This is a genomic window from Psychrobacillus sp. FSL K6-1415 (genome assembly GCF_038003185.1).
In the GTDB taxonomy this organism is placed as follows: Bacteria; Bacillota; Bacilli; order Bacillales_A; family Planococcaceae; genus Psychrobacillus; species Psychrobacillus psychrodurans.
Map to the genome: position 1 here is coordinate 3,650,809 of NZ_JBBOOQ010000001.1, position 12,550 is coordinate 3,663,358.

Sequence of the window (12,550 nt, forward strand, 5' to 3'; positions counted from 1 at the left end):
CATACCATATGTTTGATAGCGCTTTCAAACGCCTATACATAATTTATCAAAACATTCCCCATATTCGATGTTTTTGGTAATAAGTTAGATAATGATTTTAAAGTGCATTTTGTTCATAAAGTTCACAATGATTTGGTAAAATATCTCCGTTCCGGCCTACCAACAGTTCCATATATTAATTCGGCGTAAACAAGTTTTTCAGAAGCTAAGTATTCTAAATAGCGTCTCGCCGTGGAACGACTTATCCCTACTGCTCCTCCAAGAGACTCAGCAGTGATGCCATCCTCTATTTTTTTTATATAGTCTACTACCTTCTCTTTTGTTATTGGATCTATTCCTTTGGGTGGTGTTATCTCTGAAAATGTTGGCGAAGACATCGTGTTATTCCATAGAGACTTGATCAAATCTTCCTCGACACTTCCCTCTGCTGCTAGTATTTCTCTTTTAGATTTATATCCAAGTAGGCTTTCCTTAAATTTTTCAAAGGTTAAAGGCTTCAAAATATAGTCTGCAACCCCACTTCGAAATGCTTTTTTTACAATTTCTGATTCTGCTGCTGCTGTTATAAAGATAATATCCGTTTCTGGACTATGTGATTGAATAATTGCTAATAAATCTGTCCCAAGTGCATCTGGTAAATAAACGTCCAGTAGTATTAAATCTGGTTTGTAGGATAGAATCCAATCCTTCGCTTCTTCAGCTGTGTTTGCTGTTCCAATTACTTGAAAACCATCAAGCTTCTCAATAAATCGTCGATGTATATCCGAAATTCTATTATCATCTTCTATGATTAGTATTTCAATTTGCTCTGTCATATAAGTACCCCCCTTTTGGTATCGACACGATAAACAATGCCCCACCCAAATCACCAGATTCTATTGCTATCACTCCACCTAAATCACTTACATTTTCCTGAACCTTAAGCAATCCATATCCTCGATCATTTTCGCTTTTAGTCGAAATTTTCTCCAATAATACTCTTCCAAATAAATTATCTGCAATTCCTTCACCTGAATCTTCCACCTCTATTACTATTTCTTCCTCTGTCTCCACTACTAATATGCGAACAATCCGTTGTTCCTCTGGAAAATTATCAACTGCTTCAAATGCATTTGTTACTAAGTTTCCTATGATTGAAACCAATAAGTTTTTTTGAAGGTGTTTTGGTAATCGTTCTAAATTGCTATCTTCATCTAAGATAAATCGTATCTTTAATTCTTTTGCACGATTGAAAAAACCTATTACTATCCCTCCGAGGAAAGGATCCTGCAACCGTTTCGTCATAAATTGGATAAGTGATTGGTGCTCAGCAGTTTCTATATGTATCAATTCTAGTGCCTCTTCATATGACTGCAATTGGATAAGACCTGAAATTGTATATAAAGAGTTATTGTATTCATGCGTTTGGGCACGCAGCGCCTCTGTATATTGTTTCACTTGTGATAACTCCTCAGCCAAGCGATCAAAATCAGACTGTAAACGAAAGCTAGATACTGCTCCGACAATTTTATCTCCCATCCGTATCGGTATTCGATTAACTATTGCTTTTTTACCTCGTATTTCCATTGGTCGGTCTAACTGCCCCTCACCCGATTCCATGACCTGTGGTAGGCTTGTATTCGGAATAACATCCCAAATGTTTCGACCGATTAACTCTGTATAGGTAGGTAGCGATAAAATCTCATATGCCGCGTTATTTACCATTCTAATAACTCCATTAGCATCTACTGTAATAATCGCTTCCCGGACAGACTCTATCAATGCATTTCTCTCAGTAAATAGATTCGCAATCTCTGATGGCTCCAAGTTAAACAATTCTTTTTTAATATTGCGTGCTAATATACTCGACCCAATAATACCTAGTAAAATAGCAATTAGTACGATATACGCAATGTTATTTATATACTGAGAAAAGATTGTAGCGATATTATCCTTTAAAAAACCAACCGAAATTATACCAATAATTTGTCCATTTTCATCTATAACAGGTGCCTTTCCACGTAAAGCTTTCCCCAATGTACCGGTTGCTTCGGATATATATGATTTCCCATGAATAAGTGCTTGTTCATTATCGTCACCGACCATTTTCTTGCCTAGTCTTTCTGATACTGGATGGGCGTAGCGAATCCCCTCTTCATTTCCTATTACTACATACTCCGCTCCTGTTTTCTCCTTTATAACAGTGGCAATTGGCTGAAGTATTTCTGTAGGGTTTTCTGATTGAAACCCTGCCAAAATATCAGGCCGCTCTGCAGTCGTTTTCGCAATACTAAGAGCCCGTTCTCCTACTTGTTGTTCTACTGCATCTGAAACGATAAAGTAAAAAGAAATTCCTATTATAATTGCAACAAGCGATACAAATACAGCACCAATTAAAAAAATACGAGATTGTAACGATTTCTTTTTCATGCTTATCACTCTCTATCCCCATAAAATAGTAGAAATATAAATTACAATAGTAACCGTTATACAGCTCATAATAGTAGAAAACAAGACAATTTGTGCGGCCAAGTTTGCCTCCACATCATACTCTAACGCTAATGTAGAGCTATTACGAGATGTTGGAAATGCACTTGCTATAAACAGTGATTGAGCTACTACTCCGTCAAACCCCATTAATAGGATTAACCCCAAAGCTAATGTAGGACCAATTATTAATCGACCAACTGTGCTAGTGAAAATTACCTTGTTAAATATTGTTTTTAACTCTATCTGCGCCAGCTGAGCACCTAATGTAATAAGCGCTATTGATATAAAAGCATTCGCTAAGTACTCAATCGGAATTCTAAATGTAATAGGAAGGCCTATATTCCAAAAGTTCATTATTGCACCAATGATTAATGCATGAACAATCGGCAGACGTAGTAAGCTGCGAAGTATGTCCAAACCTGATTTGGTTGAGGAGATTAAATTATATAAACCATATGTATAGGTAATAATGTTTTGGAATATAACAATGATTACTTGAATCGATGTTCCAAGCGGATTTGCCACAAATAGCATTTGACTAACCGGGATCCCATAATTGCCTGAGTTTATCAAAACAATACTATTATTAAAAATTGCTGCCTGGCTTCTATTAAGCTTTAATAATTTGCTAAATAACCAACTAATCATCATAAGGCAAATACTAAAAATAAGTAAATAAACGATAATACTACTTAGGACTTTTGCATTTACTTGCGTCTCATAAATATTAATAAACACCGCTGCTGGCATTAAGCAGTATGTGATTAGATTAGATAACGCTTTTAAGTTAAAACGGAACTTAAGTTGTAGGATTGCTCCTATCACAAGCATTATTAAAATAGGAGCAACCACTTGAAATAACACCATACTTAAATAAACCACATTACTCCTCCTTTCAAAATTACTTTGAAACATATTATCGCACTCTTTAAAATTTTCCGCCATATGGTTTTTCTGCTTCCGCTGCAACTGACCTCCCCTAATCTACAAGTTGCTCTGCTATTTATACATCTCACCTTGAAACGGCAGACCTTGAACCCCTTATTGTCATACACTTGGTGTACAAAGAAGTTACGGGAGGAACAGACATGAATATAGTGGAAGTCCACAATTTAGAAAAGTCTTATGGCTCTAATCAGGTTTTAAGAGGGTTAAACTTTCAAGCACAGGCTGGAGAAATAATTGGAGTGATTGGAAAGAACGGAGCTGGGAAGTCTACATTTTTAGAGATATTAATGACTATCAAAGATTATGATGGCGGTCATGTAGTTCTATTTCAAAAAGATATTCAAGAGAGTAATTTAGACCAAATTCGAAAGCAAATCTCAGTGGTCCTTCAACCTACTCAATTTTATAAAACACTAAAAGTAGAAGAGCTTTTGAAATTATTCAAGGCCTATTATCGATCAAATATAAAGATTCACCAGATTATAATGGACTTCCAATTAGAGCCACACCGTAAGAAATATTTTGATAACCTTTCAGGCGGTTGGAAACAAATAGTGAGTTTAGCGATTGCTTTTTTATCTGAACCAAAATTACTGATTTTGGATGAACCAACTACTGGGTTAGATCCGCATATGCGTAACATGCTTTGGACCTATATTACAAACTACAATACTCGTACCGGTGGAACAGTCATATTGACTACTCATAATATGGAGGAAATTGAGATGTACTGTGACAAAGTAATGCTCATCAATAATGGGATTAACGAAGTTTTTGATACGACCTCCGGAATCCTAGCTTCTGGTTTTCCATCTGTCCATGAATTTTATCTTCAGAAAGTAACGATATAGGAGGAAATCATATGTTAATGACTCAATTGAAATATGACTTACTAATGTTTTCAAGAGAATTATTTTACTTAGTATTCACAATCGTCGTACCACCAGTTACGTATTTATTCATGGGGCAATTATTTGGGGAACAAACTTATGCCGGTAATTTAAATTACGCAGAAACATATACACCATCCTTCATACTAGTTATCACGTTTACGGTTGTATTTTTTGCCTTTGGGTTCGATCAAGTAATGCAGCGTACAACAGGAGTGGAAAAACGAATCAGCATCTCTCCAGTTTCAAAAAAAATACTGCTCCTTTCTAGTATTATTCGCGCTATTCTTATGACTAGCTTTGGTTTTGTGCTAATTTCTGTTATTGGTTATCTAATGTATGATTTACAACTTAGATTTTGGAGTGTCATATTGTCATACGGATTTTTCATCCTATTGAATGCAGTTTTGCTCATCCTAGCTTCAGCTATTTACTCTTTCTTTCAACGTATGAACAGTGCATTGGTGTTTTCTATAGTTATTTTTCAAGTGGTTATTTTCACAGGTGGCTTAGCTATGCCTATACGACTAATGCCCAACTTTATACAAGTAGTTGCAGACTTTAACCCTCTGTATCATATGAACAATCTTTTCATCGCTATTTGGAACGGCCAGTTTTCATTGGACTCACAGACACTTCTCTCTAGTGGATACTTAGCATTACTTGTAATGGTAGCGTTGATATGCCTCCATATTCAAAATAAACGAAAAATAGGATAGCCACCCCTCAGTGAAACTATTACACTTAAATGAAAGAGGAGTGTGAGTTTGAGTTGAAGGTTTTACTAGATATCGATCGTGATTATAAAGAAACAAAAGTAATAATAGAGACGCCTACATTAGATGCCTCTGTGCAAGAGGTGTTAGATTTTATAAAGGGGAGAGATACAGAATTTTTGGTCGGAAAAGTGGAAGAGATGCAACATATACTAAAGCCTCAAGACATCCATTTTTTTCATACCGAAAATGACTCCGTTTTAGCAGTCAACGCAAACGGTTCCTATAAATTGAAGGAAAAGCTGTACGAACTTGAAGATATTCTTCCCTCTAATAAGTTTATACGACTTTCAAAATCAGTCATTGCCAATTTACATGAATTAAGTAGGTTTGAGGCATCATTTAACGGAACTTTATGCGTGTATTTTAAATCCGGTGTAAAGGAATATGTTTCCCGTACCTACGTTAGTGCTATTAAAGATGCGTTGAAAATGAACAGGAGGAAAAACGGATGAAAACCTTCCTATTTAGAAGTATGATTGGTATTTTCTTTGGAGCGTTTATCGCAGTTATACTGACCAATTCAGTTGTCTTATTTAGTGAGAAAGATACACTAGATGGTGCGCTATTTCTGAAAAACTCACTAGGATCTGTATTTTGTGGATGGTTTTTCACTGTAAGTCCTTTATACTTCGAAAATAAAATGCTCCAATTATGGCAACAAACAATTCTCCATTTCGTGACGGTTGTTATTCTCTACTTTTTACTTGCCTTTGGGATAGGCTGGGTGCCTTTTAACGTCCCTAGTTTTTTAACAGCGATGGGATTATTCCTAGTAGTCTATTTAGTTATTTGGGCTAGCTTTTATTTATATTTTAAGCGGCAAGTAAAAAAACTGAACGATGAGCTTGAACTGCTATAAAATGAAACTTATCTTCCACTTACATCGTAACTAAAGGAACGGAAGGAAGTGTATGGATCATGGATTACTTTTTAGTATTTTTGGGAGCTGCCATCCCTTGGCTAGAATTAGCGCTAGTCATTCCACTTGGAATTATTTCGGGGATGAATCCTGTAGCAGTGATTATCTTCGGTTTTATAGGGAATATGGTCACGGTCATTGCGCTAATTATTGGCTACGATAAATTTAAACTTTGGCTTGCCAAACGAAATGAAGGAAAAGAGAAAAAAGCATCTAAGCGAAGTGAACGTGCAAAAGAGCTTTGGAACAAATATGGACTACCGGGGATGCTATTACTTGGACCTATTTTAATCGGGACTCATATTGCTGCATTTATTGGGATGACACTTGGTGCATCTAAAGTAAAAACACTCGTTTGGTCAACAATAAGTATAGGTGCTTGGGCAATTGTATTTGGTGTTGCAACCTCCCTTGGCTTTGACTTTTTTGTACGTGATTAGAATCTAATAATATTAAGGATTGGTGATGACAATCCTTTAAGAACAAAATCTGATTCTATTATTACCGGTAAATTTTAAAGAGATGCAGTTCTTGACTAACGTCATGGACTGCATCTTTTTTCAGTAATCTTATTGGATTTCCCCTTCTCTAACTGTGATCTCTATTCACTTATTGGTACATAACCTACTTTTTCCACAAGTGCTTGCCCTTGGTCCGATAAAATCCACTCAATTAACGGCTCCACATTGGAATTATCCGTTCCAGCTGTCACAATATACAATTCGGATGTTATAGGATAGGTTTCTGCTCGAATATTTTCTTTCGTTGGGGCAACTCCATTTATTTCTAACAGCTTGATCTGATCATTACCGACCATTTCTGTAGAATAAAAGCGGAATGTAAAGCCAATTGCATTTTTATAGTTTCTATATTGAGATACCTCATTTATGATTCCTCCCATTCCTGTAACGATATCTTTTGAAGGTGGATCCATAAGTGGCATTCCCTTCATCAGAGATTGAAGCGCAGATTGTGACCCACTGTCTTCTGGTCGTTGAAAAGCACGAATTGGATCATTTTTCCCCCCTAGCTGCTCCCAGCTAGACACTTTCCCCGTATATATATCTGTTATCTGATCTACAGTAAGGTTATCAACTGGATTTTTTTGATTGACAAAAAAGACAAATGCTTCTCGACCAATAGGTGTCATTGTAAGCTCTAATCCTTTTTGCTCTGCAATTTTCTTTTGTGATTCGGAGGGAGCTGCCGCGAAGATCATATCAACCTTTCCACTGAATAGATTCTCATAAGCATATGGTGTAGTACTCACCAATACTTCACTATTGTATGATGGATAGGATTTTTCTGGGTAAGTTGCTTCTACAATTGCCGCGTATAACGGATAAAGCGCAGTTGCACCGTCCAATCTTGGTAGATCATCAGTAAGCTGAAGTGTCGCTTTCTCATTTAAAGTTGTTACATTGCCAAATTGTGAAAAGGGTTCGTACTTAGCTATATCTACTTCAGCATCTACTGTCGGTATTAAATGAGTATATATATCTTTTATGGGAGCAATCGCACTGATTAATATTGCTGCTCCTGCTAAACTACCAAATATGATTTTCCGCTTTTTCGTTTGAAAAAAGTGAAATATATTAAACACAAACAACACATATAATACAACTCCACCAGTTATAAGCAATGCAATATAATCTATTCCCCCCATTATAAGTACAAAAAACAAACCAACGAATACAAAGAACACCATCCCAATCAAAGCAAAAATAGAAAGTATTACTCCTCCAATTTTCGACTCTACTTTCATCCCAATTCCCCCTGTGGTTACTCTGTTTTGAATAGTTCGCTTAGACGAATATTTGTTTCCTCTTCATCAAAAGAACTGAACCAACGATAATTTTTATCGTCTAAAATGCGGTAATGTTGGCTGATAACATTTTGTTGCATTCGGAAATTCCCCTTTGAACTTACTTCCTTCCACCACACATGACCACCCATCGATTTGTCCTTTGGGCGATCAATGCCATCATGAGCAATTGTTTCAATCACTTCCAATGGCTCATCTCCTAACACAGAATGCAAAATTTCACTATCTCGAAACAACGCACATACAGCAATTATATTTGTCCAACCAGCTAGCACTCTTTCTTTCTCTATTTGGACAAGCGTTTTCTTCGAAATTCCCATAATGCTTGCCATTTTATCCTGTGAATATCCTTTTTCAAGTCGAACCATTCGAATCCTCACAGAAATAAGCTGAATTACATATTCTTTATCCATAAAATGCCCCTTTATAATGAATACTCTTTCTATTTAGTGTAATTTTACACTAAAAGTGTAAAGTAGACAATAGATTTAGTGTTTTTTCTTTTATTAATAGGGAATGAATAATAATGAAAAATAATCTTGTAATTATTTATGTTTTATCGTTTAATATTCTAGTTGTTAAAAAAATTTGTAAAGGAATGTGATAAATGAACAAGTTTATAGGAGGATTAGCATTTTCCATGTTAATCGGTATGACATTGGGGGCCTGTGCACCTAAAGAGTCGACAGATGTAAAAGAAGAGGTTGCGCTTGTAAAAGATTTAGTGGATGCGAATAAAGATTACTTATCAGCCGTCGATGTCGATTATGCTTTTGAGTTCACAAAGAGCCTAGAGGAATTTAAAACGAATGAAAAACTTGGTTACCGAACTGCTGGATCAGTGGCAGAGCTGAAAACTGGGGAAAAAATTGCTGAAGAAATGAAAGAAATTGGACTTACTGAAGTAACAAAGGACGAGTTTACCTTAGACACATGGGAATTTGAAAAGGCTGACCTAACTTTCGTTGATGAAAACGGCGAGGAACATTTAGCAGTTTTAGGGGCTTACCAAGTAAATTTTGATACGAATGGTGTAAAGGAGCTTGAGATTGTATACGGAGGCAAAGGTACTGCTAATGATTTAGCAAATCTTGATGTCGAAGGTAAGTTAGTTTTAATTGACATAAATCAACGCGAGGAATGGTGGATTAACTACCCTGCCTATCAAGCTCATTTAAAAGGAGCTGCTGCAGTTATTGCAGTTCAGGAAGCTGGATATGCAGAAACAGATGAAGACGCGCTTAATGCACAGGATATCTGTGGACCAGATGATGCTCCTGCATTTTCTATGTCCCAAACAGATGCCAATCAACTTAAGAAAGCTTTAGAATCTAGTGAAAATGGGACGATGACTGTAAAATTCGATGCTAAATCTATTGTGAAAATGGATGGAAAGTCGTATAACTATTACGGAAAAATTATCGGTAAAGACCCTGAGTCCTATATCATTTTATCTGCTCATTACGATTCTTACTTCACAGGATTCCAGGACGACCATGCAGCAATCGGGTTAATGATGGGTGTTGCTAAAGGATTAGTAGATAGTGGGTATCAACCAGAAAAAACGATTATTTTTAATGCACTTGCTGCTGAGGAATGGGGAGTTTCTAATTCTCGCTATGACTGGTCAACCGGAGCTTACAACCAAATATTCAATATTCATCCTGAATGGGTTGGAAAAGCATTTGCCAATATGAACTTCGAGCTTCCAGCGTATGAGCATACAACACAGGATGAAATTCGTTCTGTCTACGAATTGAATAATTATTTAACTAAATTTGCTAAAACTGTACCAAGCGTAGATGGTGTCTATAAAGACGGCATTTCCGTTGTTTCTCCACTTCGTACTTGGTCCGATGATTTTTCATTTGGAATTGCTGGTGTTCCAGCTCTTCGGAATGATTTCCAAGATAGTGATTTCATGCGCACTCATTATCATTCCCAATTTGATAACGAGGACACCTATAATGCTGATGCACTGAAGTTCCATTTGAATCTATACGGATTACTTTCGATGCATTACGATCAAACAGCGGTTGTTCCATTGGATTTCACAACGCGTTTGACAGAAATGAAAAAAGTAATTGATGCTGATATTTTTGGTCAAGCTGAAGTTTCTTCCGACCAATTAGTTGCGGAGATTGACAAAGCAATTGCGCTTGCAGAAGAAGTTAATACAAAAGTTTTAAAAGTTAATGACAATTACCTAACCGCTTTAACTGAAGAAGATACAGATAAGGCACAAAAATTATATGAAGATAGCCGTGAATTGAATAGTGGTCTACTCTCTGCATTCAAATACGCTGAAGATCAATTCGTTCGCTTAACATGGGAGGATGATCAAATATTCCCACACGAACATGCTCAAAATAATATTACAAATCTTACACTAGCTATTGATGCCTTAAATAAAGGAGATATAACTACTGCGATTGATGAATACCTATGGGCTATTGACAATAACTGGTATGCTTACGATTTTGAGAAAGAGGTATTCGATTATTTCACAAACTATGTGCTAGACGCTCCTAAGGAAAAACTTATGTGGGGTGATGGTAGAATTGTTGGCCACGAAAATCTATTCAATCCAATCAACGCATTAATCGAAAAAAGTGGACAAGAAGATGCCGATATATCCGCAGAACTAGCCTCTCTGAATGAGGCACTTGAAAGACAGAAAGCACTACTGCAAAAAACTACAGCTGAAGAAATCATTGCTGTACAAGAGCTTGCTAAAAAGCTAGAGGCATTAAAATAATAATAGAATAACCGGGAGGATGCTGATTGTGACTGCGGTCACGACCAGCATCTCTTTTTTCGGAAATCTTATGGCGTTTAACTGTCCGTCACCCTCCTACAACTCAAGGTACAGGTTAGTGCTTTCATTTGAAAAAGGCTATCTGAGAGTGAACTCGGATAGCCTTTCTCTTATCTATTTATTAAATTAAGGAACGAATCACTCTTCCATCCAAGTACGCTTGAATATCTTCAATTGCTTCTCGGTAATATGTAGTGTAATTTCTTTCTGTTACATACCCTAAATGTGGAGTTGCTAATACGTTCGGCATTGTACGGAATGGATGGTCCACTGGAAGCGGTTCGATATCGAATACATCTAATCCTGCTCCTGCAATCCAGTTTTCATGGATAGCTTTTATGAGAGCTTGCTGGTCAACTATAGCAGCACGAGATGTATTAACCAAATAGGCTGAGCTTTTCATGAGTTGTAAGTCATTTTCACTGATAAGACCTCTAGTTCTGTCGCTTAACACTAGATGAATAGAAACGTAATCACTTGTTTCTAACAACTCTTCTTTTGAGCTTGCCAACTGAACACCTAACTGATCCGTCTGCTCCTTCGTTAAGTTTTGACTCCAAGCAATTATATCCATTCCAAAGGCTTTCGCTATAGTTGCCATTCGACTACCTATTTTCCCCAGCCCTAGGAGACCTAAACGCTTGCCATATAAATCCGACCCAACCGTGCTCTGCCATAATCCATTACTACGTAGATCAGTGTTTTCCTTCATAATATTACGTGCCAAATTCAGTATTAAGGCCCATGTTAATTCTGTTGGTGGCTCTGAAGAACTCGCAGTTCCACAAACAGTTACTCCATGAGCAGCTGCAGCCACAAGGTCAATCGATGTATTTCTCATTCCAGATGTAATCAGCAATTTAAGTTTAGGTAGTTTTTCAAAAAGTGTGACTCCAAAAGGTGTGCGCTCGCGCATAACAATTACTATCTCTGCATCACTAATGTAGTCTACTAGTTCATTTTCATCATAAAAGTGCTTAGAAAACGATACAATCTCGACCTTCTCTGTAATAGTTGACCAGTCGGCAATTTTTAAGGCAACTTGCTGATAATCATCTAGAATAGCACAACGTATCCTCATACTAATTCCTCCCTATTTCAAATAATCCACAACAATTTGCACTAAAAGTAATATAGTGACCACTCGTAATAACGGCTTAACATGCTCTGCCTTTAACTTTCGTGCAAGGCGAAGTCCAAGCTGGGCACCTATTATTGCACCTAGCATTAATGCTAGTGTCACTGGCCATATTATTTTTCCAGTAGAAATATACGTAATCGATGCTCCAAAGCAGCTAGAGAATACACCAATTCGAGCAAGCCCAACAGCTCGAATGTAGGCTATTTTTTCACTCGCATACAAGTATAGAGCAAGTGTGCTGCTCCCAGGGCCGAACATGCCATCGTACATACCAATTCCTAATAATGCTGGAACTGTTTTTTTATTCAGTTGAAAGGTTTCCTTTCCCCCAAAGTTCCCTTTTCCCATAAAGGATGTAACAAAGGCGAAGCTAAGTAAAATAATAGCAATTATCGTTAGTACCTCTCCACTTAGAAAAGATGCAATGAGCCCTCCTATTATTCCTCCTCCTAAACAAAATACCAATACCGAAAGTGCCTCTTTTCCGGTTACTTCCTTTTTAGTGAAAATCACTAGAAAACTTGAAAGCGAGCTGACAGTGTTGGACACTTTATTTGCCCCAATGGCAGAATGCACTGGCAGTCCCATTAATAGCATCATCGGCAAGCTTATAAGACCTCCCCCACCTACTAATGTGCCTACTACATTCCCCACAATTCCTATGATGAAAAAGATTAAAAACTCCATTTAAATGCCTTCTTTCAAAAACCACTTTTGTTCTTTTAGCATACCTTGACTCCTATCATAAGTAAATTCGATAG

13 protein-coding genes are annotated in these 12,550 nt (G+C 37.0%); 6 read left to right on the forward strand and 7 right to left on the reverse strand.

The window, feature by feature from the left end; translation table 11 throughout:
* Nucleotides 1-122 precede the first annotated feature (122 nt).
* From MKY60_RS17890 to MKY60_RS17900, 3 genes are read right to left on the reverse strand one after another with little or no spacing between them, the layout of a single operon-like run.
* Nucleotides 123-815 (reverse strand): response regulator, encoded by a 693-nt coding sequence (locus tag MKY60_RS17890; RefSeq protein WP_340930859.1) that lies wholly within the window; start codon nt 813-815, stop codon nt 123-125.
* Nucleotides 799-2,409 carry an ATP-binding protein gene (locus MKY60_RS17895; RefSeq protein WP_241600150.1) on the reverse strand — a complete coding sequence of 537 codons (1,611 nt, stop codon included), beginning with the start codon at nt 2,407-2,409 and terminating at the stop codon, nt 799-801. The genes MKY60_RS17890 and MKY60_RS17895 overlap by 17 nt, the downstream gene beginning before the upstream one ends.
* Nucleotides 2,410-2,421: 12 nt before the next feature.
* Nucleotides 2,422-3,351, reverse strand: coding sequence for an AEC family transporter (locus tag MKY60_RS17900; protein WP_093495894.1), 930 nt, complete (start codon nt 3,349-3,351; stop codon nt 2,422-2,424).
* A 206-nt stretch (nt 3,352-3,557) separates the two neighbouring features.
* Here MKY60_RS17900 and MKY60_RS17905 point away from each other — a divergent pair, with 206 nt between their 5' ends.
* Genes MKY60_RS17905 through MKY60_RS17925 form a run of 5 tightly spaced genes read left to right on the forward strand, consistent with a single transcriptional unit; the run spans nt 3,558 to nt 6,445 of the window.
* Entirely contained in the window at nt 3,558-4,268 is a 711-nt protein-coding gene (locus MKY60_RS17905; RefSeq protein WP_093495893.1) for an ABC transporter ATP-binding protein, read from the forward strand.
* An 11-nt stretch (nt 4,269-4,279) separates the two neighbouring features.
* A complete protein-coding gene (locus tag MKY60_RS17910) occupies nt 4,280-5,026 on the forward strand; it encodes an ABC transporter permease (RefSeq protein WP_093495892.1) in 747 nt (248 codons plus the stop codon).
* A gap of 53 nt (nt 5,027-5,079) precedes the next feature.
* Entirely contained in the window at nt 5,080-5,538 is a 459-nt protein-coding gene (locus MKY60_RS17915; protein ID WP_093495891.1) for a LytTR family DNA-binding domain-containing protein, read from the forward strand.
* Complete coding sequence (locus tag MKY60_RS17920) at nt 5,535-5,945, forward strand: DUF3021 domain-containing protein (RefSeq protein WP_093495890.1); 411 nt, start codon at nt 5,535-5,537, stop codon at nt 5,943-5,945. Before MKY60_RS17915 ends, MKY60_RS17920 begins: the two co-directional genes overlap by 4 nt.
* Before the next feature lie 59 nt (nt 5,946-6,004).
* Nucleotides 6,005-6,445: a small multi-drug export protein gene (locus tag MKY60_RS17925; protein WP_245402519.1), complete on the forward strand. Its 441-nt coding sequence runs from the start codon at nt 6,005-6,007 to the stop codon at nt 6,443-6,445.
* Nucleotides 6,446-6,606: 161 nt separating this feature from the next.
* On the opposite strand, the gene MKY60_RS17930 is transcribed toward MKY60_RS17925, so the two are convergent.
* Nucleotides 6,607-7,770 carry a PstS family phosphate ABC transporter substrate-binding protein gene (locus MKY60_RS17930; protein WP_241600153.1) on the reverse strand — a complete coding sequence of 388 codons (1,164 nt, stop codon included), beginning with the start codon at nt 7,768-7,770 and terminating at the stop codon, nt 6,607-6,609.
* 17 nt (nt 7,771-7,787) lie between these two features.
* Nucleotides 7,788-8,243, reverse strand: coding sequence for a helix-turn-helix transcriptional regulator (locus MKY60_RS17935; RefSeq protein WP_093495887.1), 456 nt, complete (start codon nt 8,241-8,243; stop codon nt 7,788-7,790).
* A 194-nt stretch (nt 8,244-8,437) separates the two neighbouring features.
* Between MKY60_RS17935 and MKY60_RS17940 the strand changes: the two genes are divergently transcribed.
* On the forward strand, nt 8,438-10,588 hold the full coding sequence (locus tag MKY60_RS17940; RefSeq protein WP_340930860.1) for a M28 family peptidase: 2,151 nt from the start codon (nt 8,438-8,440) through the stop codon (nt 10,586-10,588).
* Between the two features lie 181 nt (nt 10,589-10,769).
* Here MKY60_RS17940 and MKY60_RS17945 read toward each other — a convergent pair whose 3' ends face one another.
* Both MKY60_RS17945 and MKY60_RS17950 read right to left on the reverse strand, forming a co-directional pair.
* Nucleotides 10,770-11,729 carry a D-2-hydroxyacid dehydrogenase family protein gene (locus MKY60_RS17945; RefSeq protein WP_340930861.1) on the reverse strand — a complete coding sequence of 320 codons (960 nt, stop codon included), beginning with the start codon at nt 11,727-11,729 and terminating at the stop codon, nt 10,770-10,772.
* Nucleotides 11,730-11,741: 12 nt separating this feature from the next.
* Nucleotides 11,742-12,476: a sulfite exporter TauE/SafE family protein gene (locus MKY60_RS17950; protein WP_093495884.1), complete on the reverse strand. Its 735-nt coding sequence runs from the start codon at nt 12,474-12,476 to the stop codon at nt 11,742-11,744.
* Nucleotides 12,477-12,550: the final 74 nt, after the last annotated feature.